This is a genomic window from Clostridium sardiniense (genome assembly GCF_050584765.1).
GTDB classification, from domain to species: domain Bacteria; phylum Bacillota; class Clostridia; order Clostridiales; family Clostridiaceae; genus Clostridium; species Clostridium sardiniense_A.
The window spans coordinates 265,185-292,157 of record NZ_JBNOOR010000001.1 but is presented as its reverse complement, the minus strand read 5'-3'; the positions used below and the strand labels follow the sequence as shown (position 1 = coordinate 292,157).

General features: G+C 26.5%; 29 protein-coding genes and 1 riboswitch. Of the genes, 5 read left to right on the top strand and 24 right to left on the bottom strand.

Annotation, left to right across the window (positions count from 1 at the left end; translation table 11 throughout):
* Nucleotides 1-258: 258 nt before the first annotated feature.
* The 4 genes from ACQPUW_RS01475 to ACQPUW_RS01460 all read left to right on the top strand — a co-directional run bounded on the left by ACQPUW_RS01475 (nucleotide 259) and on the right by ACQPUW_RS01460 (nucleotide 2,591).
* A complete protein-coding gene (locus ACQPUW_RS01475) occupies nucleotides 259-747 on the top strand; it encodes a hypothetical protein (protein WP_430835722.1) in 489 nt (162 codons plus the stop codon).
* A 350-nt stretch (nucleotides 748-1,097) separates the two neighbouring features.
* On the top strand, nucleotides 1,098-1,442 hold the full coding sequence (locus ACQPUW_RS01470) for an SdpI family protein (protein WP_430835721.1): 345 nt from the start codon (nucleotides 1,098-1,100) through the stop codon (nucleotides 1,440-1,442).
* 41 nt (nucleotides 1,443-1,483) lie between these two features.
* Entirely contained in the window at nucleotides 1,484-1,831 is a 348-nt protein-coding gene (locus ACQPUW_RS01465) for an SdpI family protein (protein ID WP_430837257.1), read from the top strand.
* 259 nt (nucleotides 1,832-2,090) lie between these two features.
* A complete protein-coding gene (locus tag ACQPUW_RS01460) occupies nucleotides 2,091-2,591 on the top strand; it encodes a GNAT family N-acetyltransferase (protein WP_430835720.1) in 501 nt (166 codons plus the stop codon).
* 98 nt (nucleotides 2,592-2,689) lie between these two features.
* On the opposite strand, the gene ACQPUW_RS01455 is transcribed toward ACQPUW_RS01460, so the two are convergent.
* From ACQPUW_RS01455 to ACQPUW_RS01390, 14 genes are all read right to left on the bottom strand, one after another.
* Entirely contained in the window at nucleotides 2,690-3,244 is a 555-nt protein-coding gene (locus ACQPUW_RS01455) for a hypothetical protein (RefSeq protein WP_430835719.1), read from the bottom strand.
* A gap of 901 nt (nucleotides 3,245-4,145) precedes the next feature.
* Complete coding sequence (locus ACQPUW_RS01450; RefSeq protein WP_430835718.1) at nucleotides 4,146-4,601, bottom strand: immunoglobulin-like domain-containing protein; 456 nt, start codon at nucleotides 4,599-4,601, stop codon at nucleotides 4,146-4,148.
* 498 nt (nucleotides 4,602-5,099) lie between these two features.
* Nucleotides 5,100-5,240 carry a hypothetical protein gene (locus ACQPUW_RS01445; protein ID WP_430835717.1) on the bottom strand — a complete coding sequence of 47 codons (141 nt, stop codon included), beginning with the start codon at nucleotides 5,238-5,240 and terminating at the stop codon, nucleotides 5,100-5,102.
* Between the two features lie 396 nt (nucleotides 5,241-5,636).
* Nucleotides 5,637-6,020 carry an SMU1112c/YaeR family gloxylase I-like metalloprotein gene (gloA2, locus tag ACQPUW_RS01440; RefSeq protein ID WP_430835716.1) on the bottom strand — a complete coding sequence of 128 codons (384 nt, stop codon included), beginning with the start codon at nucleotides 6,018-6,020 and terminating at the stop codon, nucleotides 5,637-5,639.
* A 188-nt stretch (nucleotides 6,021-6,208) separates the two neighbouring features.
* Nucleotides 6,209-8,290 carry an ABC transporter permease gene (locus tag ACQPUW_RS01435; protein ID WP_430835715.1) on the bottom strand — a complete coding sequence of 694 codons (2,082 nt, stop codon included), beginning with the start codon at nucleotides 8,288-8,290 and terminating at the stop codon, nucleotides 6,209-6,211.
* Nucleotides 8,290-9,045 (bottom strand): ABC transporter ATP-binding protein, encoded by a 756-nt coding sequence (locus ACQPUW_RS01430; RefSeq protein WP_430835714.1) that lies wholly within the window; start codon nucleotides 9,043-9,045, stop codon nucleotides 8,290-8,292. The genes ACQPUW_RS01435 and ACQPUW_RS01430 overlap by 1 nt, the downstream gene beginning before the upstream one ends.
* A 197-nt stretch (nucleotides 9,046-9,242) precedes the next feature.
* Nucleotides 9,243-10,256 carry a sensor histidine kinase gene (locus ACQPUW_RS01425; RefSeq protein ID WP_430835713.1) on the bottom strand — a complete coding sequence of 338 codons (1,014 nt, stop codon included), beginning with the start codon at nucleotides 10,254-10,256 and terminating at the stop codon, nucleotides 9,243-9,245.
* Nucleotides 10,231-10,920: a response regulator transcription factor gene (locus tag ACQPUW_RS01420; RefSeq protein ID WP_430835712.1), complete on the bottom strand. Its 690-nt coding sequence runs from the start codon at nucleotides 10,918-10,920 to the stop codon at nucleotides 10,231-10,233. Before ACQPUW_RS01420 ends, ACQPUW_RS01425 begins: the two co-directional genes overlap by 26 nt.
* A gap of 151 nt (nucleotides 10,921-11,071) precedes the next feature.
* A complete protein-coding gene (locus tag ACQPUW_RS01415) occupies nucleotides 11,072-11,707 on the bottom strand; it encodes a pentapeptide repeat-containing protein (protein ID WP_430835441.1) in 636 nt (211 codons plus the stop codon).
* 96 nt (nucleotides 11,708-11,803) lie between these two features.
* Nucleotides 11,804-12,916 carry a hypothetical protein gene (locus ACQPUW_RS01410; RefSeq protein ID WP_430835711.1) on the bottom strand — a complete coding sequence of 371 codons (1,113 nt, stop codon included), beginning with the start codon at nucleotides 12,914-12,916 and terminating at the stop codon, nucleotides 11,804-11,806.
* Nucleotides 12,917-13,221: 305 nt separating this feature from the next.
* Nucleotides 13,222-13,833 (bottom strand): VanZ family protein, encoded by a 612-nt coding sequence (locus ACQPUW_RS01405; RefSeq protein WP_430835710.1) that lies wholly within the window; start codon nucleotides 13,831-13,833, stop codon nucleotides 13,222-13,224.
* Between the two features lie 151 nt (nucleotides 13,834-13,984).
* The gene (locus ACQPUW_RS01400) at nucleotides 13,985-14,746 is read right to left on the bottom strand and encodes an ABC transporter permease (protein WP_430835709.1); all 762 of its coding nucleotides are present in this window, start codon (nucleotides 14,744-14,746) and stop codon (nucleotides 13,985-13,987) included.
* Nucleotides 14,739-15,461, bottom strand: coding sequence for an ABC transporter ATP-binding protein (locus ACQPUW_RS01395; RefSeq protein WP_430835708.1), 723 nt, complete (start codon nucleotides 15,459-15,461; stop codon nucleotides 14,739-14,741). Before ACQPUW_RS01395 ends, ACQPUW_RS01400 begins: the two co-directional genes overlap by 8 nt.
* Nucleotides 15,461-16,384, bottom strand: coding sequence for an ABC transporter substrate-binding protein (locus ACQPUW_RS01390; RefSeq protein WP_430835707.1), 924 nt, complete (start codon nucleotides 16,382-16,384; stop codon nucleotides 15,461-15,463). The genes ACQPUW_RS01395 and ACQPUW_RS01390 overlap by 1 nt, the downstream gene beginning before the upstream one ends.
* A 195-nt stretch (nucleotides 16,385-16,579) precedes the next feature.
* On the opposite strand from ACQPUW_RS01390, the gene ACQPUW_RS01385 reads away from it, so the two are divergent.
* On the top strand, nucleotides 16,580-17,485 hold the full coding sequence (locus ACQPUW_RS01385) for a prenyltransferase (protein WP_430835706.1): 906 nt from the start codon (nucleotides 16,580-16,582) through the stop codon (nucleotides 17,483-17,485).
* 90 nt (nucleotides 17,486-17,575) lie between these two features.
* Here the strand turns inward: ACQPUW_RS01385 and ACQPUW_RS01380 are convergent, their stop codons facing one another.
* The 10 genes from ACQPUW_RS01380 to ACQPUW_RS01335 form a co-directional block, all read right to left on the bottom strand.
* A complete protein-coding gene (locus ACQPUW_RS01380; RefSeq protein WP_430835705.1) occupies nucleotides 17,576-18,691 on the bottom strand; it encodes a hypothetical protein in 1,116 nt (371 codons plus the stop codon).
* Between the two features lie 212 nt (nucleotides 18,692-18,903).
* Nucleotides 18,904-19,449, bottom strand: a complete 546-nt coding sequence (locus ACQPUW_RS01375) for a GNAT family N-acetyltransferase (RefSeq protein ID WP_430835704.1) — start codon at nucleotides 19,447-19,449, stop codon at nucleotides 18,904-18,906.
* Nucleotides 19,450-19,460: 11 nt separating this feature from the next.
* Nucleotides 19,461-20,192 carry a TIM barrel protein gene (locus ACQPUW_RS01370; protein WP_430835703.1) on the bottom strand — a complete coding sequence of 244 codons (732 nt, stop codon included), beginning with the start codon at nucleotides 20,190-20,192 and terminating at the stop codon, nucleotides 19,461-19,463.
* A 148-nt stretch (nucleotides 20,193-20,340) separates the two neighbouring features.
* Complete coding sequence (locus tag ACQPUW_RS01365; protein WP_430835702.1) at nucleotides 20,341-20,895, bottom strand: hypothetical protein; 555 nt, start codon at nucleotides 20,893-20,895, stop codon at nucleotides 20,341-20,343.
* Between the two features lie 162 nt (nucleotides 20,896-21,057).
* Entirely contained in the window at nucleotides 21,058-21,909 is an 852-nt protein-coding gene (locus tag ACQPUW_RS01360; RefSeq protein WP_430835701.1) for an ATP-binding cassette domain-containing protein, read from the bottom strand.
* 24 nt (nucleotides 21,910-21,933) lie between these two features.
* Complete coding sequence (gene cbiQ / locus ACQPUW_RS01355) at nucleotides 21,934-22,707, bottom strand: cobalt ECF transporter T component CbiQ (protein WP_430835700.1); 774 nt, start codon at nucleotides 22,705-22,707, stop codon at nucleotides 21,934-21,936.
* Nucleotides 22,704-23,030 carry an energy-coupling factor ABC transporter substrate-binding protein gene (locus ACQPUW_RS01350; protein ID WP_430835699.1) on the bottom strand — a complete coding sequence of 109 codons (327 nt, stop codon included), beginning with the start codon at nucleotides 23,028-23,030 and terminating at the stop codon, nucleotides 22,704-22,706. The genes cbiQ and ACQPUW_RS01350 overlap by 4 nt, the downstream gene beginning before the upstream one ends.
* A 1-nt stretch (nucleotide 23,031) precedes the next feature.
* Nucleotides 23,032-23,775: an energy-coupling factor ABC transporter permease gene (locus ACQPUW_RS01345; RefSeq protein ID WP_430835698.1), complete on the bottom strand. Its 744-nt coding sequence runs from the start codon at nucleotides 23,773-23,775 to the stop codon at nucleotides 23,032-23,034.
* A 245-nt stretch (nucleotides 23,776-24,020) separates the two neighbouring features.
* Nucleotides 24,021-24,216: riboswitch (cobalamin riboswitch) on the bottom strand.
* Nucleotides 24,217-24,369: 153 nt separating this feature from the next.
* Complete coding sequence (locus ACQPUW_RS01340; protein ID WP_430835697.1) at nucleotides 24,370-25,770, bottom strand: FAD-binding oxidoreductase; 1,401 nt, start codon at nucleotides 25,768-25,770, stop codon at nucleotides 24,370-24,372.
* A gap of 2 nt (nucleotides 25,771-25,772) precedes the next feature.
* On the bottom strand, nucleotides 25,773-26,963 hold the full coding sequence (locus tag ACQPUW_RS01335; protein WP_430835696.1) for an FAD-binding protein: 1,191 nt from the start codon (nucleotides 26,961-26,963) through the stop codon (nucleotides 25,773-25,775).
* Between the last annotated feature and the right edge of the window lie 10 nt (nucleotides 26,964-26,973).

The following is a 26,973-nucleotide window of genomic DNA, read 5'->3' as shown; positions in this document are numbered from 1 at the left end:
AAAGTAATGTAAGCGTAAAATGGTTGGAAATTAAAAATATTAAATTTTTAAGGCAATGATAATAAAAAGCATGGTAAATGGATAAGGTTTAATAAAGATAATCAAGAAGAATATAATAAGAATTTCAAGTATGGGAAAGTGATTAAAGCAAAATAGTAGAACCTATTTTTAATATATATTTTTTAAAAATTAGTTTAATATTGAGACAATGCTGTAATTATTATACAATAAAGGCAAATGTAAGTGAGGAGGGATTCTTTGAAAAAGAAATTTAATATATTTATTATTTTACTTACTGCAACCTTATTTTTAGGATGTACTGCTATTACTAAGAAAAATATTAATGATAAAAATATTAATACTATGAATATTACAGAAAAAGATGAAGAGATAATTAGAGAATATATCGGCAATAAAACAGGAAATGATATTGTTATGAGCGATGAGGAGACACATAGTGCTTTTAAAATTTTAGGCTCAAGTGATAATGAAATATATCTTTGGGTTTTAAAAGAGAATGCGAGTGGTGTTGGCGGTTCTGTACCTCTAGTATTGGAAGCTAAAAAAGAAAACAATAATTTAAACATATTATCATACAAAATGCCAGGCTCTGGTGATGACTATGGAAAGGATATAAAGGAAATGTTCCCAAAAGAAGTACAAAATAAAATATTTAGTAATGCTGATACTCATAATGAAATGATAAATGAATTAGAAAAAGAACTACAAGAAATAAAGAATAAATAGCTATATTAAAATAGAGAATTGATTTACAGCATCAATTCTTAAAATTAATCTACATTTTTATTTTACGCTGTATTTTAAGTGTTCATTACGATAGACTTACAGCTCTATCTGAAAAATCAACACTAGTTTAAAGCATATCCTTTATTTAATGCAAAATTCCAAATAGATTTGTAAACGTTATGTACAAGTACTTAATCTAAAGAAATGATGATTAACAGCTCAATTCCTCTTATAAAAGCTAAATTTAAAGTATTTATGATTAGCTAAATAATACTAAAATCCAGTATAATATTTATTATAAATACTGGATAATAATATAAACTAAAACATTTTATTACAGGAGGGTTTTTATGGAGATTTTTTTCTGGGTTGTAGATTTAATAATACCACTAACAATGATAATTGTAGGTAGAACATATAGTGTTAATCCATCTAAGCAAATAAGTAGTTTACGTGGTTATAGAACAACACGTTCTATGTCATCTAAACAAGCTTGGAATTATGCGAATCATTTAATTGGAAGGATATGGGGTGTATTAGGAATAGCCTTATTAATTTTTGTTGTTATTCTAAAAATAAATGCTCCTATAAGACCTGAATACCTAAGTCTTATAAATGCAGGATTAGGAATATCAGCACTAATAATTCCTATACCTTTTGTTGAAATCAAATTAAAATCAAAATTTAATATATAAGCTATATAATCCTTTAAAACTATAAGGAGATGATAACCTTGATGTCTTTAATAGCTGGCTTTTTATTTATTTTCTTTGGATTCATACTAAAGAGATGTCCACCTGAGAATATAAATGATTTACATGGATATAGAAGCCCTATTGCTATGAAAAATAAAGATACTTGGAATGTTGCTCAAAGACTTGGTGGACAAACTATGATAGTGCTAGGTCTTATAAATGTTATCTTTGGAGCTTTTGCACTTATAGTTCCTCTGAAGATAAATAACGAAACTATTCAGCTACTATTTTTAGTACTTGGATCTGCAGTTATGACAATTTTTGATGAATTAACTTTAAGAAAAATTTTTTATAGAGATGGAAGTAGAAAGATTAAGGATAAAATTTAGAATTAAAATAATACCTAAAGTATAATACAGTATTATTAAATCAATTAGGTATCTAAAATTACTTAGTAATTTTAGATACCTAATTATTTTTTTTATGATAAATTATTTATTGTAAATAACATTCCAAAATATGTTGTAAAACTTTATAATAACATGGTTATATAAATGCATATAATTATATTAATGAATAATAGTATTAAATTGTGAGTTAGTTGTTTATTAAAGTAACCTATAAATAGGAATTTTTTGAGGTGAATTGATGTTTGAGATTCGTAAAGCTATTCCTGATGATGCCTTGGGAATAACTATAGTAAACGTGTATACGTGGAAAACAGCCTATACAGGATTAATACCTGATGAACTGATTGATGCAAGAATTGATGAATTGAAATATTTAGCTAAAAAAAGAAGAGAAGATATAGAAAAGAATGATAATTTCATTGTAGCATCTATTGGAAATACAATTATCGGATTTTGTAGTTACGGAAATTCAAGAAATGAATCATTTATGGATTCAGGAGAAATTAATGCTCTCTATGTACTTCATGGTTTTCAAGGTGACGGTGTAGGTAAAGAACTATTTTTAGCTGCTACTAAAGAATTAAAACATATAGGATATTCTTCAGTAATAATCAATTGCCTACAAGGAAACTCATCTATAGAATTTTACAAACATATGGGTGGAAATGTTATATCAAAAAGAACAGATAAAATCAAAGGAAAACTTATTACTGAAGATATTATATATATTAAAATATAAAGATAAGCTCCAATTTATCTATGCGTTTCAATACTAGAAATTATATTTATAAAAAATAAAAAACAACTTCTTTTATTAAAAGTTGTTTTTTTATTGTATTATATACGTTCTCTATATACATTTTCTAATTTCTTTGTAATTTTATTCATAAAATCTAATTTCATATTATGACTTTCAAACGCGCTATTAGGTATTATTGGGAAATTAAGATACCCATATTTATTCTTAGTTAATATAAAGATATATTCTTTATATTCAACTATATCCTTTATATCATAAAATTCAATTTGAATTTCCTTTTCCTCATTTTTTATTAATTGCTTATATAATAATTTATTATCATTTAATTCTAAAGATTTCTCTCCTAATAAATCAAAATTAGATTTTAAGTTACCTTTAAACTCTAATTTTGATAATCCAATCATTATCTTATTAAAAAATATTATAAATAATAATCCAAGTCCTCCATCAATCATAATTAATTTTAATAATTCTTCACTTGTTATTTTCCCATTCGCTTCCTGTTCAATCGCCATTAAAATAAGCATTAATATTGCAACTACCATTATATATTTTGACTTCTTTGAATAATTTACTTTAAAAGAAAAAAATTCTTTATAATCATCTGAACTATTTTTATACTTAATTTTCATGCCTACCCCTTCTCTCATTCTGTATTAACTTCAAATATTTTTTGGGGAATCTTATTTTCTAAATGACTTTCCAATCTTTTAATTGAGTCACTATTACTTTTTATACTAATCAATATAGCTTTATGCCTTGTCTTAATTAACATAACTTTCTTAGTCTTATAAATATAATCAATATCATCTATAAATAATTTATAATTTTTGTTATCAACTTCGTATAGAATATAAGTATCAAAAGTTTTATTGATCGTTGAATATCTAAATTAAATTTTTTCCTAAATAATAATTTAAAAATCCACTTAAATATATCTGATACACTAATTAATATAAGAAAAATGAAAATTAAAAAAATATATTTCAAAACATGTTCCAAATTTCTATAATAAATTGAAAATAAAATCATAATAAATTATATAGAAATACATACTAACGATAAATATTTTATGATAAGAAAATATTTCTTTAAATATATTTTCTCGTCATAAATAATAAAAAAATCACTTAAATCATCATTATCTAAATATTGATCGAACTCGCACAAAAGTAAAGAATCATCCATCATAACTCACCTCACAAACCCCTTTCTTCAATATACCAAGTAATCCATAATATGTATATAAGGTATTGAATCTATATAATAAAAAATTATAAGTTAACTTGGATAATACAAGAATTAAAAAAGAATCTTCGTTCTTAATAACTATAATTTATTTACTTTTTAACATATTCGTGATATCGCAAACTTTATATTTTTTCTTTATATGGAGATTATTATTAATATTTTATTTATATCTAAGTTTATTATAAGAAAGAAAGTCTTACTATTTAGGCTTTCTTTTAATTTCTAATATTCTTAACTCTTAATATAAAGTATTCACTATTATTCAGACTTCACCAAGCCATATTACTTAACATTAAACTCTACTGGCACTAATACTTCATCTCCATTAGAATAAAATTTATTTATTATTCTATATCTTCCACTTTCTAATTTTCCATAATAGTCCTTTAATAAAATCTGCTTCTTAGCTTTATCTTTTTTAGACATTATATATCCTATATCCGTCCATGCTGCTTTTTCTGAAAGTGGAACTACATACCAAACTCCATTATGATTTATTTCTAAATGTGTTTCATTGTCAAAACCATATTCATTATCAGAATTATTTGTAAAAAGTAATGTTATCTCTTGAGTATTAGTAGTTATTTCAGTTTCCTTTACCTTTGCTGATATATCTTTATTTTCTCCTATATCTCCATACTTAGACTCTTCTAATTTGCTAAAGTCTATTTTTTGAGAACAAGATATCAATGTAACTAGTATCAGTAATAAATAAGAAACAAGTGAAATTCTCTTCATACATCTCCCCCCCATTTATTTACGCAATTATATATTTGTTATTTTCTTACACATAATATAATTATATAGAGAACTAAAGGATTAATGTTTAATTTATAGAATATAATAGGAAATAAATGCAAATTATATTAACATATTTAATCTATAGTATATAAGGAAAGGTCGTTATAATTATGAAATCTACTACTTGTATTAAGTGTAAAAAAGAAATTCCATTGTCAAAAAAAATTTTTAGTCTAAATAATTCTTGCCCTTTTTGTAATACAAAACTTTCACTTACTTCACAATCTAAAATTCTATATTTAGCTATTTTATTGATTCCAAATATACTTTTGATCTATTTAAATAGTTACAAATTAGCTATAGCTTGGTCGCTTTTGTGCATCTTTATAATCCAGTCTCTTCTTCAAACCTCAAAAAAATAAATTTATACAAAAAAGCTTCTGCATAATCAAATGCAGAAGCTTTTATTTTATCTAGATTTTAGTAATTTAGGTATCAGAAAAACCATCCGTTACTATAAATAAAGCCGTATAAAATTAAGATCATAATTGATATTAAAATTATAAGCTTTAAAACCCTTAATGTCTTAAGTCTTCTTCCAATCTCAATATTAGAACTATTAATATTCTTAACCATACTACTCATCCTACTTTTCAAATAATTCTAAATTTCTTTATATCAAAAATAATATAAAGATTCTTTCTACAAGTTTTAAACTTATATACTTTTATTAAATTAAAAAAACCATACTACTCTTCTAAATTCTAATACTTATATACTAACTATATAAATTAGAACTCTCCCTCTTAACCTACTTACCGTAATAAATATACTTCCAAAGTTAATTGTAATCTGTAAATTTTATTAAAACTTATGATATTAAATTTAATATTAGATTAACAAACAATAAATTTAATATCTAAACTCTTTTTAAGACTACAAAAATTTATTTAAACAAGTAAAGATAAGAATACATATCTTATCTTTACTATTAATTACCCTATTTTATTGTATATTATCTTATTAATTATTTCAAACTTCATATAATTCTAATGGAAGTCCATCTGGATCTTCAAAGAAAGTAAACCTACAACCTGTTAATTCATCTATCCTTATAGGTTCAACCAAAATATTATTTTCTTTTAATTCTTCTACAACTTCTTCTATATCATCAACTTCAAATGCTAAATGTCTAAGCCCACACGCCTCTGGATAGCTTGGTCTTTTAGGTGGACTAGGAAAGGAAAATAGTTCTATTTGACTATCTCCTATTTTAAGATCAAGTTTATAAGAATCCCTCTCTTCTCTATAAACCTCTCTTATAACTTCAAGACCTAATATATTAGCATAAAAATTTTTAGACCTTTTATAATCTGATGCTATTATAGCTGTATGATGTATTTTATTAAGCTTCATATTATACCCCCTTAATAATCAATTATATTTCTAATTTTTATTATACTTTTTCTTACTAATTAATTCATCTAAAAATAAAAAGACTAGATAAATATCTAATCTTTTTTTATAACTATCTAAAATATTATCAACATTTATATAATCAATAATCCATTACTTTCTGATATATAATTTATTAAATTAAAACCTTAAGAAATAGTTCCTCTAATACATTTTTTTCTACTTATTAAGTAAGCTATGAATTGAATAACAGCTCCAATTATAAGTATAAACATTGATTTTTTCATGATAGTATCTGTCATTCCTGAATTATAAGCCATAAGATGTAAGTAATACATTCCCATTCCTCCACCTACAATAATAGGTACAAAGAATATTATTGCAAGTTCTTTACTGATTATAGCTTTAACTTCTTTTTGTAATATACCAATTCTAGTTAATGATGTTATTCTCTCTTCTTCTTCATTTATATCTGATAAAACCTTATAATATAAAACTACACCATTTGCTATTATAAATAATAATCCTATAAATATCATAGTAAAGAATATTATTCCACTATTATCAAGTTGCAAACTTACAAGCTCCTCTTTATAAATAGGTCTATATGATTCTTTAATTCCTCTTTCATCATCTGATAAATATTTTTCAAATAATTTTCCATCAGCCCAAAATGAATTATCAAGGTTATTTATGTTCATTAGATAGCCAAGTAATCCTTCAAAGGCTTTATCTCCATTTTTAATATTAATTAAGTGTAATTTTTTATATGACTTTTCATTAGAATTATTTTTTAACAGTTCATAATCTTTATCATCTAAAACAAGTGCATTTCCTGCAGCATAATCTCCACCATGTCTAAAGTTTGCAAATTGCACATTACTTTTCCCACTTATATTATCTCCATCTAAATATAAACTTTTAGACTCTCCTGCAATTTTCTCATACTCATCTTTGCTTAATTTATATTCATTCTCTGCTGATACATCTTGTATTTTTTGTAATTGTTCCTTATCCATAATAGTTAACATAGATGATGGAAGATTTAATGATTTTTCATCTAATGAAGTTATATAAGTAGCTTCACTTGGTTTTACATCCATCTCCGTTCCCATATGCTTATTATAATTTGTCTCACTTACTATAGATTCCTTATCAGTATAATATCTTATCATACCATCATCCTCTTTAAAACTTGGTACTTCTACATATTCTAATACATCATACTTTTCCATCTTTCCATTACTACCTTCTATTACTTCTTTAACCTTATCTTTATCAGCTTTATTATATTGAGCTGTTTCAACAAACATAATATCATAAGGATTTCCTATATCAGTAAACTCTCTAACTGATGTGTATATAGAATAACTATATCCAACAAAGAATATCGCACCAGCAATTAAAAGTGATACCATATACAGTATGTTTTTATAAGCTGTAAATCTATGAGATAGATTTGATAACACTAGTAAATTATTATTATATAATTTAGGGAATCTACTTAATATATTTTTTACTACAGCTATTCCTGAACCTATAACCATATATGGACATATTAAAGTTAATCCTACAAAAATTGCAATCATATAGGATTTTCCACCTAATATTTCTCCAAGCATAACCTTAGGTAAACAGTAGCATGATATAATTAATACCACCAAAGATATTAATCCTATAAAAATATTAGATTTACCTGCCTCCTTTTTCTTTGAAGACTTTATAACATCTATTATTGATACTCTTTTTATATAGAATATATTAAATATAAAATTTCCTATAAATATTAATGCAAAAATCCCTACACTAAGTAAGAAGCTCTTATAATTAAGTGAATATGGAATTTCAGCACTATTTAATACCTTATTTAATCCCATATAAAATAACCTTCCAAGTATAGCTCCACTTAAAATACCAGTTCCTAATGATGCTAACATTATGCCTAAGTTCTCTACCAAAATAAGCTTAGTTAAATCCTTTGTTGTCATACCTAATGTTAGATACATTCCAAACTCTTTCCCTCTATTCTTTAAGAAGGACATATTAGTATAAGTAATAAAAACTATAGAAAATAGTATAACTCCAAATAGTGCCATATTAACTGTCTCATATAGTGATGTTTTTCCTATACTATCTACTACTGTCTCATTAAATAATAAACTTCCATACATAAATAGCATGGCTATAATCATTGAATTAACAAAATAAAATGATATATACTTATTAAAGTTATAAATAAAATTCTTACGTACTATAGAAGAAAACTTCATTAGTTTTGTCCTCCTATAACACTTTGAACTTCAAGTATTTTATCAAAGAACTTCTTTCTATCACCATTTGATGTGATTTCCATTTTGATTTGTCCATCCTTAATAAATATAATTTTCTTACAAAAGGATGCTGCAAAAGGATCATGAGTTACCATTAACACTGTACTGTTTATATCATTATTCATCTTACTTATTGTATTCATTATATTATTAGCTGATTTTGAATCTAAATTTCCAGTTGGCTCATCTGCAAATATTATAGAAGGATCATTTATTAATGCTCTTGCAGCTGCTACCCTTTGCTTTTGTCCACCTGAAATATGATATGGATATTTGTTTTTTAATGTGTCTATATCAAAAAACCTCATAAGCTCATTAACACGCATTTTAATATCTTTTGTATTCTTTTTATCTAAAATAAGTGGCAATCCTATATTTTCTTCTAATGTTAAACTATCTAATAAGTTAAAATCCTGAAATATATATCCCATATTTGATCTTCTAAATAAAGCTAATTTATCTTTTTTCATATCACTAATATTTTTATTATTTATAATAACTTTTCCTGATGTGCTCTTATCTACTCCTGAAAGAATATTAAGTAATGTTGTTTTACCACTACCACTTGGACCCATTATCCCAACAAATTCACCCTTATTTACTGATAGATTTAATCCATTTAAAGCTTTAACCTCTTTTGCTCCTTTATATGAACTATAAACTTTAGTTAAATCACATACTTTTAAAATCTCCATACTTTTCTCCCTTTCTCTATACCAAAAATTATATTTATTTTCTATTTATAATCTTAGTATAAAGGGGAACCCATAACTCTCAAATGGATTCCCCTTACATAACCTTACATTTTTGAAAGGTTTATAATTAGCTTAAATAAAACTTTCATAGATTATAAATAATAATTAGAAAGCTTCTAATTATATTTGTAATAAAATTAGATAATACTTTCATTTCTAAATATAATTTTAACTGTCGTCCCTACTCCGAGTTCCGATTCTATCTCAACATTATGTCCAAGTTTTTCCCCTATTATCTTAACCATATAAAGACCTATCCCTGTTGCATTTCTATCTTCTCTTCCATTACTTCCTGTAAAAAATGGATCAAATACTCTATTTAAATCCTCTTCTCTTATTCCTACTCCCATATCTTTTATAGATAGCTTTATCTCATCTTTTTCTTCTATAGCAAATATCTCTATCTTATTTTCCTTTTCATTCTCTGAGTACTTTATAGCATTAGATATTATTTGCTCTAACATATATGCACACCATTTCTTATCAGTATAAACAGATATATTCTTATCTATAGAAACCTTAGGAAATACACCTTTATATATAAAATCTCTCTTTTTTAAATTAACTACATTGTTTATTAACTCACTAAGATTACACTTATCAGTTACATAGTCCCTTGAGAAATCATCTAATCTTATTACATTTAAGCACTCTTCTAAATTCTTTTTAAGCATATTATTTTCTTCTTTTATATCCTTAGTATATTTATTACTTCCTATATCTAAAGTGCTTTTTTCGCTGGCTAAATCTATTACAGTTATTGAAGTTTTCATATTATGAATCCACTTAGAAAATACCATATCTCTATTTTTCACTTCTTGTTTCAATGTATATATATCATTAAGATAGTGCTTATGTACATCACTAATTACATTTAATATTTCTTCTTCTCTATAATTAACATCTGCATTATTATAATTAGGACTTACCTTACTCTCTTCTAATTTCTCTATAAATCTTTTATATGATATAACTTCAATAATAAAATATACAATTATTACAGTTATGCTAAGTATTAATGGATATAAGGTTTCACTATCTTTAAAGAATAAATAGTAAAATAATAATATTATAAAAGTGTTTATTGAAAACATTAATAAATCTCTACTCTTTATCTTAAATACTCTAATTATTAATTCCATTAAAGACATACCCAACCCCTCTTTTTGTTACAATAGAATTATTTATTCCTAGATCACTTAATCTCTTCTTAACTCTAGTCATATTAACAGTTAAAGTATTATCATCAACAAATGTAGTATCATCCCATAAAGCTTCCAATATCTCTTCTCTAGTTATAACTTTATTTTTATTATGTAATAGTATATTTAGTATTCTATATTCATTCTTTGTAAGCTCTATTATCTCTCCCTTATACTTTAATTTCATACTTTCATGAATTAAATTTAAGTCATTCTCATCTATATCATTTGTAATGCTAGAATCATCTTTATATTCACTTACCCTTCTTAATAAAGCATTAATTTTGGCAAGCAATATTCCTATAACAAATGGCTTTGTCACATAATCATCTGCCCCAAGTTCCATACCTCTTATCTGCTCGCCCTCTTCACTTCTAGCTGAAAGTATTATTACTGGAGTCTTATATTTTCTCCTTATAAGTTTTAAGAAATAAAACCCATCAAATTTAGGTAAATTAATATCTAATATTATTAAGTCTGGACTTATATCCTCAACAGTTTCCATAACCTTTTCAAAATCATCTATTACTGTTACATTGTAGTCATAAGCTTCTAGATATTCACTAATATATTCTTTTAATTTAATATCATCTTCAATCAATAAAATCCCCATCTTAAACCCCTTTATAGCTTAATATAATCAAGCTTAATTTTACTATATTTTACCATAACACTTTGTATAAATAAATAATATTTATACCCTAAGTAATTTATTTCAAAATAAAAAAGACTAGATAAAATATCTAATCTTTTATAAATTCTTATTACTTATTTAAATATCTAATTATGTAACTTAAAGTGTGGAAATCTCTATCTAATTCTGTTTGAATTTTATTTAATCCTTTGATTAAAGTTTCCTCATCAAAGTTTTCTAATAAAATCATTAAATTAAGTAAATGTATATCTCCATCTTTTGTATCTAAAATTCTTGCCTTCTTAACGAATTCATTTTCCATTGCACCTAAAACTGCATTTCTTAATTCTTCGCTAACTTCTATCTTTGGCATTTCTTCAAATATTCTAATCTCTTTATTACTTCTATCTAAATTTTTAGCAGCCTTTAAATCAGTTCCTAAGAATACAACATTTTTAAATGTAGCATCTTTAAAGTTAGCACCATCTAATTTTACTGAATCAAATATAGTATTTTCAAATACTGCTTCTTTAAACTTACTTCCCTTTAAGTTTGCACCAACAAATTCTGCTCCCTTAAATGTACCATTTAAGAAGCTACATGACTTAAAATGTGCTCCTCTAAAACTTACATAATCAAAATTTGATCCTGAAAAATTACAATTGTAACAATTGGCTCTTTTCATATCTGCATACATAAAATTCTTATCTTTTTTCTCTGTATTATTATAATGGAAATTTCCATTACCATTTTGGTTTCTAGCCATATATTTACCTCCATCGAAAATATAATAGTTTATATTTCAAACTAAATCATATATATAATTCATCTAAAAGTCAATTTAAAGTAATATTTAATGTTTTTATAAAATATTGCATTTACTTTTCAATATATTTATTACTTTTTGTTTCCCTTCACTACTAAAAATCCTATTTGGTATATAAGCAATCAATAAATTATTCTTTAATAATATTAATCCATTTGATTCCTCTACAGACTTTATTGCCTCATATTTAATAGTACAAATATTATCTTCTTGATAAAATTGAATACCATCTTCTTTAAAAGTAATACTTCTATTTTTATTTTGGTTATTAAAAAATTTAATATCTTGTTCTAATGTTATCCTTTTTATTCTATCTGTTGACCATCTTGTTCTTGCAATAAGTATTACTATAACAAAGAATATTATAGATATACAAGCAGCTTTAAAGCTACTTAGACAAGCAATTAGAATTATACTTAACACAGCAACTAATATTGAAGAATATAAGAACACATCTTTAGTAGCTTTTATACCAAGCTTGCCTTCTTTTGTAGTAAAAATATATTTATTTAAATTTCTAATATCATCTTCTGCTTTCATATAAGTAACATCAGCATTATCTATAGTTAACTTTTCATCTTTGCAACTCTTTATATTTTCTTTTATTATTTTATAACACTGCTCTAATTCATCTTCATTATTAAATGCTTCTAAAGGAATATCAATAACATTATTTTTTAAATATTTAATATGAATAAAATCTTCAAAAATCTTTACTGTATCTATCGAACAATAAGCTATCTCTTCACTTTTTAACTCATCATAGAATCTCATACTATTTTTATCAATTTCTATTACAGCTTTTATTAATTTATTAATATTAGATAATTTATTTTCAATTAAAGAATTCCCCTTTTTCATTAATATCTTCTTTTGAACTTTAGGTATAAGCTTAAATATTAGTTCGTAACAGAAAAAAATTAAAACTATATAGAATAACATTTTTGAAAATACTTTTATTGTTGGGTCTGTCCCACCTATCAATATGGCTATTAAAAGCACAAAAGAGAATAGTGGTATAACAATAGCTAAAAGTATCTTATAGAATTTACTTCTCCTCATAGTATTTAGTGATTCAAGTTTTTCATTTAAGGATTTTTCTAATATCTCCTTATATCTGCCTTTACTTATTTCATAAGTTAACTTCAATTTTAATCCCCCCTAAATTTTGTAAAACGCAATTTAAATTTATCAACTATTACCATTAAATAATTAATAACCCAATATGACTATTAGTTAAAATTTCAAATTTATTCTACCACATTTTTCATATTGAAGCTGCATGTTTCATGTTTAAACTACATATTTTTAATATAAATTTATTTATAATGTAAAAACTCAATATCTATAATTACTAAATAATTATAGATATTGAGTTTAATGTATAATACCTTCATCTTTATAGACTAAAGAAAGCAATTCTTATCCTCTAATAATTTAATTACTAATATAAGCTAATCTAATATTGACTTGCATGCTAAATATTTACTCTTTGATTTAATCATTCTTATAATGCAGCTATAAATGTATATTCCCATAGTAAAACCTAAAGTATTTGTTATTATATCATTTATATCAAGAATTCCTCTATTTAAAGCAAGCTGAGCAATTTCTATAATTATTATATAGACTAAAAAAACTGATACTAGATTTTTATTGCTAATCCTTGTTTTAAATTTAATATAAATTGATACTGGTACATATATAAATATGTTCGAAATTAAAAGAAGCAATGCATGTCCAAAATAATCATTAAACCCATTTACTATATCAAGAGGGTTTAGATTTATACCTGAATAACTCCCTTTGAAAAAAGTTAAAATCATTATTAAAATAAAATACATAATAGCTATTATATCAGTATACCCCTTATTAAATTTCTTATCTATAATGGATATAACAATTATAAATAACGTTAATGCTGTAATAACCATTATAGACAAATATGCTAATGGTGCATCCGAAATAACTCTAGAAACTATATCTCCTAAAAAGTTATAATATAAAAACCAAGTTATAAAAAGACACCCTATAAATATGCATATATTTTTTACTATGCTTTTCATATTTCTTTCCTCCTATGTTTTACTATTTTGCCTATAGTTATATTTTACAAATACAATTGCACCATTTAATTGCATATTTGTTTCTATTAATTTTAATAAGAAAATATAAGACCTCTTACACAAATGCTGTAAGAGGTCTATTTTAGTTATACTATATATTTTCTTTAAAGCTCCAAGCACATAGCCTCTTTTCTAATAAATCTATAAATTTATATATTACTAGAGACATTAAACTTAAAGCTATTACCCCTACAAACATTTCTTTATAATCTACCATAGACCAAGAATTCATAATAAAATATCCTATACCATATTTTGTAGCGTAGTTTTCACTAAAAAATAATGCTGATATTGAAATTCCAATACTTATTCTTATTGCAGAAAATAATTTTGGTGCAATAGAAGGTAATATAACATGACACAATAAATCAAATTTATTAAAATTCATTATTTTTGCTGAAATTAATATAGTTTTATCTATTTGAAGTACAGCATCTCTAGTTGCAATTATTATTTGAAATACTATTATAGTTACCATAAGTATTATTTTAGACCTATCTCCTATTCCAAACAGAACCATAAATATAGGTAAAAATGCAATCTTCGGAATTGGATAAATTAAGTATATTACTGGTGATAATATTCTTTTCGCTAATTTGTTAGTTCCTAAAATTATACCAGTTGGAACACCTATGATTATAGATATTAAAACAGATACAGATATTCTATAAAAACTATATAAAATGTGCATATAAAAATCTGTATTAGCTAAATTTATAAAAGCCTTAAAGGTCTGAGATATTGAAGGAACCATCTCTTCACCTACATATAAATGAAGCATTTGCCAAAATATAATTATTATTAAAACTGCATATATGTATGAAATAAATTCTTTAACAAAACCTTTATTCATAAAGCTTTCTCCTTACTTCAGTACATAGACGCATATACTCTTCCTTATTTCTAAAATCCCTATCACCAAAATATTTATTGTCTATTATATATTTTATATTACCTTTTTCCATTATAATTATTTTCTTTCCAAGGAATACCGCCTCTTCTATACTATGTGTAACAAATAACATTGTATTTTGTCTATTAAGATGTATATTAAGCAATAAATCTTGTATCTTTTCTTTTGTCATTGCATCTAAAGCTGATGTTGCTTCATCTAACATTATAATCTCTGGATTATTAACTAAGCTTCTAGCTACGGCAACTCTTTGCTTTTGTCCACCACTAAGCTCATGTATATATTTATCTTTATATTTAAACATATCTAATTCATTTAATATTTCATAAACTATTTTTTTCTTTTCATTCTTTTTTAAAGCCGTACTTTTAAGCCCCATTAAAATATTATTCTCTACTGATTTCCATGGAAATAAACCTAAATCTTGCAGGATTATGCTTATCTTTTCAGTTGAATCTTCTATAGATTTATTATTTATAAGTATATCTCCACTATCTTTATTTATTACTTTAGCCAAGCAATATAACAGTGTTGTTTTACCACACCCAGATTCCCCTATAATAGAACAAGAAGTTCCCTTAGGTATATCTAAAGAAACCTCTTTTAATACTCTTTCTTCATTATAAGATATAGTCAAATTTTGAACTTTTATCATTACTTTGTAAATTGTCTATCTAAAAGATTCTCTGGCTGAACATCTATTTGTTTCTTTAGAGTATCTTCAGTCCAAGTTATAATTTCATTTACATATTCTGAATCTGGTAAACTAGCTTTTTTATATTTTGGTAACACTATTAATTCTTTAGCTTCTGGCTTTATATTTGGTATCTTTTCTACTAATATTTCTCTAGCTATTTCTGGATTACTATTTATTTTATCTACAGCCTTATTATAAGCTACATGGAAATTCTTTATTGCATCGCCTTTTTCCTCTAAAGCTTTTTCTGTAAATACCATACAATTTGGAGAATACTTATCATCTAAGCCGTATACTACTTTTTTCAATCCTTGAACTTCTCCATTTGATGCAATTGGTTCTGGGAATAGACCCATATCTAACTCTCCACTTGCTACAGCAGATAACCTTGCAGGAATTTCATCTATAAAAACTTTTTCTATATTATAATCTTTAGAAAGCCATTTATCTATAAGATAGTTAGATACACTAACTTCCATCATTCCAACTTTTATATCTTTTTTACCTTTAAAATCTTTATTTTCTAAAACAGGAAACATACCATCAGTCATAGTTGTTGCTTTTATTTTAAATCCACCATTAACATTTGTTGCTAAAGCTATAAAATCCGTCATTGCCCCATCTATTGAATTACTTTGTAATGCACTTTGTCTATCTTTAGCATTAGTATAAATTTCAACATCAACATCTAACCCTAACTCTTTAAAATATCCCTCTTTTTCTGCTATTAATATTGGTGCAGTATCTACAGCTGGCATAAGCCCTACTTTCAAGCTCTCATTTGCATTTGTACTTGCTGCATCATCTTTTGACCCGCATGCCATAAACATAGCAACTGTACATGCTATTAACCCCATAGTAATAAGTTTTTTTAATTTCATTCTCCTCTTCCCCTTCTTGTTAAATTAGTTAATTTGACAAGCTATATTATACTTAAAGCTCTTATACATAAAAAGAATATTAAGGAAAATACTGTATTCAAATTATCTATTAAACATAACTTTTTTAAATACCCATGGACTCTTTTAAGCCTGTATTATAAGAATAGTTTTTAAATTAAATTTATGAGGTGATTTATGTTTACAAAAGAGTACATAATTAAGTTTATAAAAGATTCATGGAAGGCATTTCGTCCATTCTCATTAACTCTTGCTATAGGTTCAACAACCCTTGGCATAATTGCTGCTTATAGATTAGGTGCTATAGATATTAAAAATTCACATGATATTTTGCTAATTTTTTTAGTAACAATTGCAGGATTATTAGCTCAATCTGGAGCAAACCTTGTTAACGATTATTTTGAAGGAAGCTTTAGATATTATAGAACAAGTACTAGAAAAGTTAACTTTTTAGGTGTATCAAGATCTTATTTTGATATATATGTATTTTTATGGGCTATGTTATGTTTTGCACTTTCATCTCTTATAGGACTATATTTAGTTTCTGTTACAGGTATTAGTATCTTAATTATAGGATTTATAGGAATTTTTATAGCCTATGCATATACAGGAGAACCTTTTGTTTTTAAAAGAAAGGGACTTGGGGTTATTGTTTCATTTATAGTAATGGGACCTTTAATGGTTATTGGTGCATCTTTGCCTTTTACTAAGGATATTAGCCTTTATCCTGCTTTACTTGCACTACCATCCTCCTTTATTATTCCAGCTTTAATGCTAAGTAATGAAATGAGAGATTTTAAAAGAGATACTAATTTAAGTATTGGTACATTAAGTGTGAGGATTGGAAGTAAATATAGTACTTATTTATATAGATTTTTAATTTTTGGTATGTACATACTGACTATTTTATATGTATTAATTGGATTCTACCCTCCACTTTCTTTATTAGTTTTAGTTACTTTCCCTTTAGCCCTTAAGGCTAATAGAAGTGTTAGTACTTTTAGTAATTTAGGTATACCCTATACTAATAATTTGCATTGGACCTCTACTCTTATATTGATTTTAACTTTGATTTTAGGTTAATCCATAGTACTAAAAAATGCACCTCCAAATGTTATAAATCTTATCTAACATTTGAGGTGCACTTCATAGTTATCTATCTTTTTATTATTTTTATAAAATATTGCATTTACTTTTTAATATATTTATCACTTTTTGTTTTTCTTCATTACTACTAAAAATCCTGTTTGGTATATACGTAATCAATAAATTATTCTTTAGTAAGATTAATCCATTTGATTCCTCTACAGACTTAATTGCCTCATACTTAATAGTACAAATATTATTTTCCTTATAAAATTGAATCCCGTCTTCTTTAAAGGTAATACTTCTATTTTTATTTTTTGCATTAAAAGACTCAATCTCTACTTTTAATACTATTTTTTTTATTCTATCCGTTGCCCATTTTGTTCTTGTAATAAGCATTAATATAGCAATGAATATTAGAGATATACAACCAAATTTAAAGTTAATTAGATAAGTAATTAGAATTAAACATAATACTCCACCTAATATAAAAAAATATAAAAATGCCTCTTTAGTAGCGTTTATAATAAGCTCGCCTTCTTTTGTAGTAAAAACATATTTATTTAAATTTCTAATATCCTCTTCTGTTTCTACATAAACAAAATCAGAATTATCTATAGTTAACTTTTCATCTTTGCAACTCTTTATATTTTCTTTTATTACTTCATAACACTGCTCTAATTCATCTTCATTATTAAATGCTTCTAAAGGAATTTCAATAGCAGGCTTTTTTAAATAGTCAATCTGAATAAAATCTTCAAAAATTTTCACTTCATCTATCAAGCAATAAGCTATTTCTTCACATTTTAACTCATCGTATAATCTTATACTCTTTTTATCAATGTCTATTACAGCTTTTGTTGATTTATTTATATTAGATAATCTATTTTCAATTAAAGATTTCCACTTGGTCATTAATACCTTTTTTTGAATTTTAGGTATAAGCTTAAGTAATAGTTCGTAATAGAGAAAAAGTAAAACTATATAAAATAATATTTTTGGAAATACTTTTATTGCTGATTCTGTACCACCTGACAATATGGCTATTAGAAGGACAAGAGAGAATAGTGGTATAACAACTGCTAAAAATAACTTATAGAATTTACTTCTATTTATAGTATTTAGTGATTCAAGTTTTTCATTTAATGATTCTTTTAATATCTCTTCATATCTTTCTTTACTTAGTTCATAAGTTAATTTCAATTTAATTCCCCCCACAATTTTGCAAAATATAATTTAAGTTTATTCATTATTCCCCTTAAATAATGAATAAATTAATATGAGTATTGGTTAAAATCCAGATGTATTTTACCATATATTTCATAATGAAACTGCATATTTATAATATACAATTATTTATATTATAAAAAAAGAATCATATATCTATAATTATTAAACAATCATAGATATATGATTTAATATATACATTTCTTTTCATACAGATAAAGTTTATACTCTTTAGACTCATCGTCATATATATCCTTATACATTATCCTCTTCATTAAATTATATCCTGCTTTTTCAACAGTTCTACAAGATGGAATATTATCAGGATGCACTGTTGCTATAATATGATTTATATCTTTATAATCTTCTAAAAAATATTGTGTAAATGCTTTTGTAGCCTCTGCAGCATATCCTACATTTCTATACTTACTACCAATAAAGTATGTTATTCCTATTTCATTTAAATCTTCATATGCACTACACCCCACAGCTCCAATAACTTTTCCTGTTTCTTTCTCAGCAATAGCATAAGCCAAATATTCTTTATATGGATTGTTAACTAGATATAGTTTCTTTGCTTCAGCTATCCAATCATCCATCCATTCAGCACAAGTCTCCCATTCATCAAATATTATTGATAATGTACCATCTGATTCCATATCAATAAAATCTTTTGAATCCGATTTTTCAAGTTCTCTAATAATCAATCTTTCTGTTTCAATAAGTAAACTCATATAACTTCACCTCACTTAATTAATTTAAGGTTTTCTATAATTTTCTTTGAATTTATTATATCTAAATCACTATCTACAATTTCTAGTATTATCTTCCCATTATATTCGCGTAATAAATTGCTAAATATATATTGAAAATCTATATCTCCATTTCCTATAGGCAAATGTTCATGAACCACATTAAATCTTCTATCTGCAATGTGCAATATTTTAGGTTTTTTAATAGCAATCATTTCCTCTAAATGATTGATGTTATCTATATGTGCAATATCTAATAAAAACTCTAACTCTTTATTTTGATTAAATATCTTTTCTATCTCATGAGTATCTGTAAATATCGGATCCAATTTGCTATTATTTTCTAAGTACACCATAATACTATTGGTTACAAGTATATCTAAAGCATATTTAATACTTTCATCTAATTTATATATTGTTTTCTCATCTATTGCCTCATTTTCACAAATTGGATGAATTATTAATTCCTTATGATTTAATTTATTCAATATATCTAATAATTTTGGTATATGTTCCTTGAATTCATTTATATTTAAAACTGCATGAATAATTGTAGGAAACTTGTACTCATTTATTGTATCAACAAATTCTTTATCATCTTCATGTAAGCATAATCCTTTATTGTCATACCATAGTTGCATAAAATCAAATTTATTTTCTTTAGCAAATATAACTTCATCTTCATATCTATTAAAGAATCTTGCTAAGCATCCTATCTTAATCATTAATAATTCCCCTCCAATTCTATTAATATTATTTATTTAAATTAACTTTTAAAAAGATAATATAGAAAAAGGTTGCTGATTTTAATATCCTTTTTCTACTCAATATATTAATATTATTTGTTATTAATATCTAAGATAGATTCTTCATTCAATCCAAGAAATAATCATTTTTATTGCTTCCGTCACTTCCCCATGCTCCTTTTATCCCTCCAAATCGACCATTAAAAACATCAATAAAATATTCTTTCTTAGGTAAATCAAATTTGCGACTATAACTATCTGTACCATCAATAATATCTGCTTCATAATTATCTACCTCTAGCCCCTTATTATAACCATAAACAATAGTAAAATTATTGTTTTCATCATCTACAATTGAAAAGCTAGTCAATGCCTTACTGTCACCTTGTTCTGAAGCTCTATCGCATTTATAATATAATCCACCCAGCTTTTCCTCATAAATATTAAGATATTTATATTTTTCATTATCGGCCTTTGTACTTAATATGATTTTGTACTTTTGATCATGTGACTCGAAATCTTTTACATCTTTAACACTAATGTTATTATTCCAATATTTCTCGACATCTTTTTCTAATCTTGAAGGAAACATTATTGTGCTGCTTGTGAAAAATACTAACCCTAAGTCCACTAATAATATTATTGATACAGAAATAATTATTAGAAATCTGCTTTTTTTCATATTTTCTCCCATCTTTATTTATTAACTTATTAGTACTATTACTTATTTACTTTATATACTAATAATACACATTTTTGTATTATTAATCCACAGGATATCTTCTAAATTATTTATAACTATATAAATAAAAAAGTGTCCCAGGAAATATCCTAGAACACAATACTATTTGTTTTCTTCTCTCCAAGCCTTTATAGCTTCCCTTGCACCAGAGATTGTAACTGGAATATCTTTAAAACTAAAGCCATCCTTCTCCTTTAATATCTCCATTAAGTGACCAATACGTGGAAGTCTTAACTTAACACTTCTAATGGCCTTCTTTTCATTAAACACTTCCTTTGGAGTACCTTGTAAGACTACTTTTCCTTCATTCATAACATAAACATTATCACAGAAAAGTGGAACTATATCTATGTCATGAGTTGATATAATTATTGATATCCCAAGAGCTTTTTGAGTCTCTTTTAAAAGATTCATTATCTCGCTAACTCCAACTGGATCAAGACCTGCTGTTGGTTCATCTAATATAAGCACATCAGGTTCCATAACTAATACTCCAGCAATTGCTACACGTTTCTTTTGGCCAAAGCTTAAACAGTGAGTTGGTTTATCCTTTAGATGCTCTATCCCAGTCCTCCTAATTGCATTATCAACACGTCGTCTAATCTCCTCTTCAGGAAGCTTCATATTAACTGCTCCAAAAGAAACATCTTGATAGACGCTAGCTGAAAATAACTGGCTATCTGGATCTTGAAATACTACTCCAACAGATTGTCTAAGCTTTATAAGTCCTTTTCTTGAATAATCTATAGGATTGCCATTAAATAAAACTCTTCCTTTAGTAGGTTTTACTATTCCATTTAAATGATGAAACAAAGTTGATTTACCAGCTCCATTACCGCCTAATATAGCTGTTACCTCACCTTTTTTTATCTCCATATCAATCCCGTTTAATGCATTAGTTCCATCAGGATATTTATAATGAAGATCCTCTAATTTTATTATATTTTCATCCATTTTTGTCTTCTCCTCCTATGTCTTCTAATACTTTAACATGAATGCAATTACTATCAAAATCACATTTATAACTATTGCTGCAATATATATCTTTCCACTCTTTTTATATGGTTCTTGAAGTACAGTAAGTTCTCCATAATATCCTCTTGATTCTAATGATATATAAAGATCATTTGCCCTTTTAAAGGAACGAATAAAAAGTGTAGATGTAAGTGCACCTAAAGAACGATATCCTGACTTTAAATTCACATATCCAAGTCTTGAATTTTGAGCTGTAAACATAGTATCTGCTGTATCTAAAAGTATAAAAATAAACTTATATACAAGTCCCATCATTTCAATCATAAGCTTTGGTACTTTAAGTTTTTCAAGTACTGAAAGTATATCAACCATTGGTGTACTTAATGATAAAAAATAAAGGCATGATACTGACCCCAAAACTTTAAAGAATAATCCTAAAGCTTTATATAATCCATACTTTGACACCCCTATAAATGTATTAAATATATGTACTGAAAACAAAAACATACTCTGATCTTTAGAAAAATTAATAGTTATAGTAAGTACTCCAATAATTAAGAATGTCATTGGCACTAATAAAAGCTTAAAATAAACTTTTTTAGGAGTGCCACTAAATTTTAGTGTGGCAGCTCCCATAATTAAAAATACAGCTATTGATACTGGTAGCCTGTCCGCAAAAAGACAAACTGCAAGAGTTAAAATTGCAAATACAAACTTCTCCATTGGATTTATCTTTTTTAATTTTGATGAATAGGCATACTTATCAATATTTATCATTTATTTTCTCCATCTAATCTCTTTCTTTTACCTTTAAAGTATCCAAGACCAAACCCTATAACTCCAGCACCTATTGCCGCTTGAAGTGCAAATAATAAACTTTCTATTTCTCCACTCTTAGGCTCAAATATTGGAGCAAACCAAGGTTCATAATCCTTGTCTATTTGAGTTATAGCTGCCTCTGCTGCATCATCTGATCCACCAAACTCTCCATCTTTTGCTATGAAAAATGGTACTATTGCAAGTGCTACAACTATTAATATAAGTATAATATTAGTCTTTAGACTGCTTGTCTTTTCTTTTTTCTCTATGTTGTTACTCAAATTAAATTCCCTCCCTTGATAGGATATTAAGGTCCATTAAATCTTCCTTATCATAAGCTGCTATTGCATTAAATATTACAACAGTTAATATACCTTCACTTATAGCTAGAGGTATTTGTGTTACTGCAAATATACCCATGAATTTAATTATTGATGCCATAACTCCACCTGTTTCTGATGGGAATGCAAGTCCAAGTTGTATTGAAGTAGTTACATAAGTTGCTAAGTCTCCAAGTGCAGCTGCAAGGAATATTCCAAGCCATCTTGGTCCATTTAATTTTTTAACTAATTTATATATTCCGTATGATACAAATGGTCCAACTACCGCCATTGAGAATGTATTTGCACCAAGAGTTGTAAGTCCACCATGTGCTAAAAGTATTGCTTGGAATAAAAGTACTATAAGTCCTAAAACAGTCATAGCAGTAGGTCCAAATAAGATTGCACCTAAGCCTACACCAGTTGGATGTGAACAACTTCCAGTTACTGATGGTAATTTTAATGCTGATAAAACAAATGCAAACGCACCAGCCATTGCAAGTAATATCTTAAGACGAGGGTTTGCACTTATTGTCTTTTTAATTGAGAATATACCAAATATTAAAAATGGAATAGTAAATGCTCCCCATTCTATACACCATTTTGGTTGAAGGAATCCTTCCATAATGTGCATAGCTGATGCCTTAGTTGGTATAAATAATATCATTAGTGTAATACCAACAAAAAGTTGAATTCTTTTTGACATAATATAAATCCGCTCCTTAAATATAAATTATTTTTTCATTACTTTTTTAATTATTATTTTTTATATCACTTTTCTTAATTTTAATACTGTCTTCTAAATTATCATTTTTAATTTCCGGCTAATTTAAGTAAATCCACTTAAATTGCAAATAAAAAAGCCTATTGACTCAAAGTCAATAGGCCGCATGAATTCAAAAAAACATAATTTATCCATAATCAAAGCACCCCCTATATCCCGTAGAGTTTGTGGTCTTTTAAAAATAGGCAGGTCTTCTGGCTCAAGTATCATCACTCATTGTAGCCTTCCCAGAGAATAATCCAGTGGCATAGTTTACAATAAGCTCCTCTATTACAGCGGCGGGACCGCGTGGGATTCAAACCCACTTCCCTTTTAATCTTCAAATATATTAATATTTGTTAAACCTATTTTTAAATATTTAATTTTTCCTAACCCAATTGTACATTATTTAACAATCATGCACAAGTTAAATACCCTAAAATTTCAGGTATTTATTTAATTTAAATATATTTTATACACAAAACTATCCCTAAGCATCATTTTTAAAGTAACGCTTAGGGATAATATTACAATTTTCTATTCACAAACCTTACCAGGATTTAAAATATTCTTAGGGTCAAAAGTTAATTTGATTCCTCTCATGATGCCAACTAATTCATCACTTAATGATTCATTTAAGTATCCTTTCTTAGCAAATCCAATTCCATGTTCTCCTGATACTTGTCCTTTTAATTCTTTTGCTCTGTCATACATGCATTGCATAACTTTTTGAAGTTTTTCATGCCAAGTCTTTTCATCTAATGCATCTCTTAATAGATAGATGTGAAGATTACCATCACCAGCATGTCCAAAACTCTTAATTCTAATATCATGTTCTTTTTCTAATTTATGAGTGTACTTAACAAATTCAGCAACTCTATTTCTTGGTACAACTACGTCAACTTCATCCATTTCAGTAGTTGATGCTTTTATAGCTTCTAAGAAAGCTCCTCTTGCAGACCAGATTGATTCTTGTCTTTCTTCTGTATCTGATATAAATGCATCTATAGCACCTTCTTTAAGGCATATATCTGCAACCTTTTCATAATCTTTTTCTATTTCTTCTCTTGAATTCCCATCAAAAGTTAGAAGTAAGTATGCATCTGAAGTGTGATCTGGGAATTTCTTTCCTAGATATTCTTCTGCTGCAACGATTGCTTCTTTTTGCATAAATTCAATAGCTGTTGGTATTGATTTTGATTTAATTATCTTAGGAACTGTTTCTATTGCAGTTTCTAAATTTTCAAAAGGAACAAGTAAACTAATTGCCTTTTTAGGTAATGGTAATAGTTTAAGTGTAGCTTTTGTTATTATTGCTAAAGTACCTTCAGCACCTACAACTAAATCTTTAAGGCTATATCCTGAACTATTTTTAACAACCTTACCACCTAAGTTCATTACATGTCCATTAGGTAATACGACTTCTAATCCTCTTACATAGTCTCTAGTTACTCCATACTTAACAGCTCTCATACCACCAGCATTTGTACTAATGTTACCAGCGATAGTTGCTGTTTTTTCTCCTGGATCTGGTGGGTAGAATAAGTCATGTTCTTCTACAAACTTTGCAATTTCCATTAATAATACACCAGGTTCTACAGTTAATGTTAAGTTTTCTTCATCAAGTTCTAGTATCTTGTTCATACCACTTAAATCTAAAACTATTCCTTTGTGAAGTGCAACAGCTGCACCAACAAGTCCTGTTCCTGAACCTCTTGCAGTTACTGGGATATTGTTTTCATAAGCATACTTCATTATTTCTGATACTTCTTCTGTACTAGCTACCTTAACTACTATATCAGGAAATTCTTTTATAGAGCCTAATTCATCATGACTATAATCTTCATTTATGTTTTCTCCATAAAATACTCTATCCTCATCATTGATTATCTTTTCTATATCTTTTATAGTATTTTCTGAAACTTTGTTGTAACTCATGACTATTCCCCCTTATTTCCTTTTATTTCTTCTATTAATTTTGGAACTATTTCGTATATATCTCCAACTATTCCATAGTGAGATGCTTTAAATATTGGAGCCTTTTCATCTTTATTTATTGCAAATATATAATCTGAATTATTCATACCTGCTGTAAATTGTACTGCTCCAGATACACCACAAGTTATTATAAGTTTTGGTCTTACTGTTCTACCACTTAAACCAACTTGCTTCTTAGCATCCTCCCATCCAGCTTCTATTAATGGTCTAGTTACTGCAACTTCTCCACCTAATAGATCTGCAAGTTCTTTTATCATTTCCATATCTTTTTCTGATTTTACAGCTCTACCTGCAACTACTAATACCTCAGCTTCTGATATGCTATGCTCTTTTTCTTTAGCTACAACTTCTTTTACTTCTATATTAGAAGCTAATTTAGAAGAATCTATATCACAGATTGTTAATGTACCGCTAGCAAATTCATCTCTTTCTGGTGCTGACATTACTTTATATCTAACTGTTGCAAGTTGTGGTCTTGAATTTGGAGTGACTATTTGAGCCATTATATTACCACCAAATGCTGGTCTTATTTGTACTAAATCTGTATTATCTTTTATATCAAGTATTGTACAATCTGCTGTTAACCCAGTTCTACATCTTGCGGCAACTCTTGGAGCTAGTGATCTACCAACTGTTGTTGCGCCAACAAGAAGCACAGCTGGTTTAACCTTCTTTATAAAGTCATCAATTACTGCTGCATATGGTTCTATTCTAAAGTTTTCAAGTTCCTCTTTGTCATATACCATTATTTCATCTACACCATAGTGTAATAATTCTTCTGCTTTTTCTTCTATGTTACTTCCTATGAATATACAATAAACCTTTTGGTTTACCTTATCTGCAAGTTCTCTTGCCTTGCCTATTAATTCAAATGTAACTGGATGTATATCTCCATCTACGTGATCTACGTATACAGCTACTCCATTCCATTTGCTTTTATCTATCTTAACGACTTCTTCCTCTATGTATTCTATAGCCCCTTTAGGTCCTTTTCTAACACACATTTTACACATTTTACAGCTTGCGTTTATTTCAAGTTTTCCATCCTTTTCTTCTAAAGCACCAAATGGACAAATCTTTATAATTTCTTCTATATTGCCTACTTTATCTTGATTTATTACTAACTTTGCCATAACTTACTCC

Excerpts from the sequence above, each read along its gene's own strand:
- ACQPUW_RS01470 (WP_430835721.1), top strand. The coding sequence starts at position 1,098 with ATGGAGATTTTTTTCTGGGTTGTAGATTTAATAATACCACTAACAATG.
- ACQPUW_RS01465 (WP_430837257.1), top strand. The coding sequence starts at position 1,484 with ATGTCTTTAATAGCTGGCTTTTTATTTATTTTCTTTGGATTCATACTA.
- ACQPUW_RS01460 (WP_430835720.1), top strand. The coding sequence starts at position 2,091 with ATGTTTGAGATTCGTAAAGCTATTCCTGATGATGCCTTGGGAATAACT.
- ACQPUW_RS01455 (WP_430835719.1), bottom strand. The coding sequence starts at position 3,244 with ATGAAAATTAAGTATAAAAATAGTTCAGATGATTATAAAGAATTTTTT.
- ACQPUW_RS01450 (WP_430835718.1), bottom strand. The coding sequence starts at position 4,601 with ATGAAGAGAATTTCACTTGTTTCTTATTTATTACTGATACTAGTTACA.
- ACQPUW_RS01445 (WP_430835717.1), bottom strand. The coding sequence starts at position 5,240 with ATGGTTAAGAATATTAATAGTTCTAATATTGAGATTGGAAGAAGACTT.
- gloA2 (WP_430835716.1), bottom strand. The coding sequence starts at position 6,020 with ATGAAGCTTAATAAAATACATCATACAGCTATAATAGCATCAGATTAT.
- ACQPUW_RS01435 (WP_430835715.1), bottom strand. The coding sequence starts at position 8,290 with ATGAAGTTTTCTTCTATAGTACGTAAGAATTTTATTTATAACTTTAAT.
- ACQPUW_RS01430 (WP_430835714.1), bottom strand. The coding sequence starts at position 9,045 with ATGGAGATTTTAAAAGTATGTGATTTAACTAAAGTTTATAGTTCATAT.
- ACQPUW_RS01425 (WP_430835713.1), bottom strand. The coding sequence starts at position 10,256 with ATGTCTTTAATGGAATTAATAATTAGAGTATTTAAGATAAAGAGTAGA.
- ACQPUW_RS01420 (WP_430835712.1), bottom strand. The coding sequence starts at position 10,920 with ATGGGGATTTTATTGATTGAAGATGATATTAAATTAAAAGAATATATT.
- ACQPUW_RS01415 (WP_430835441.1), bottom strand. The coding sequence starts at position 11,707 with ATGGCTAGAAACCAAAATGGTAATGGAAATTTCCATTATAATAATACA.
- ACQPUW_RS01405 (WP_430835710.1), bottom strand. The coding sequence starts at position 13,833 with ATGAAAAGCATAGTAAAAAATATATGCATATTTATAGGGTGTCTTTTT.
- ACQPUW_RS01400 (WP_430835709.1), bottom strand. The coding sequence starts at position 14,746 with ATGAATAAAGGTTTTGTTAAAGAATTTATTTCATACATATATGCAGTT.
- ACQPUW_RS01395 (WP_430835708.1), bottom strand. The coding sequence starts at position 15,461 with ATGATAAAAGTTCAAAATTTGACTATATCTTATAATGAAGAAAGAGTA.
- ACQPUW_RS01390 (WP_430835707.1), bottom strand. The coding sequence starts at position 16,384 with ATGAAATTAAAAAAACTTATTACTATGGGGTTAATAGCATGTACAGTT.
- ACQPUW_RS01385 (WP_430835706.1), top strand. The coding sequence starts at position 16,580 with ATGTTTACAAAAGAGTACATAATTAAGTTTATAAAAGATTCATGGAAG.
- ACQPUW_RS01375 (WP_430835704.1), bottom strand. The coding sequence starts at position 19,449 with ATGAGTTTACTTATTGAAACAGAAAGATTGATTATTAGAGAACTTGAA.
- ACQPUW_RS01370 (WP_430835703.1), bottom strand. The coding sequence starts at position 20,192 with ATGATTAAGATAGGATGCTTAGCAAGATTCTTTAATAGATATGAAGAT.
- ACQPUW_RS01365 (WP_430835702.1), bottom strand. The coding sequence starts at position 20,895 with ATGAAAAAAAGCAGATTTCTAATAATTATTTCTGTATCAATAATATTA.
- ACQPUW_RS01360 (WP_430835701.1), bottom strand. The coding sequence starts at position 21,909 with ATGGATGAAAATATAATAAAATTAGAGGATCTTCATTATAAATATCCT.
- cbiQ (WP_430835700.1), bottom strand. The coding sequence starts at position 22,707 with ATGATAAATATTGATAAGTATGCCTATTCATCAAAATTAAAAAAGATA.
- ACQPUW_RS01345 (WP_430835698.1), bottom strand. The coding sequence starts at position 23,775 with ATGTCAAAAAGAATTCAACTTTTTGTTGGTATTACACTAATGATATTA.
- ACQPUW_RS01340 (WP_430835697.1), bottom strand. The coding sequence starts at position 25,770 with ATGAGTTACAACAAAGTTTCAGAAAATACTATAAAAGATATAGAAAAG.
- ACQPUW_RS01335 (WP_430835696.1), bottom strand. The coding sequence starts at position 26,963 with ATGGCAAAGTTAGTAATAAATCAAGATAAAGTAGGCAATATAGAAGAA.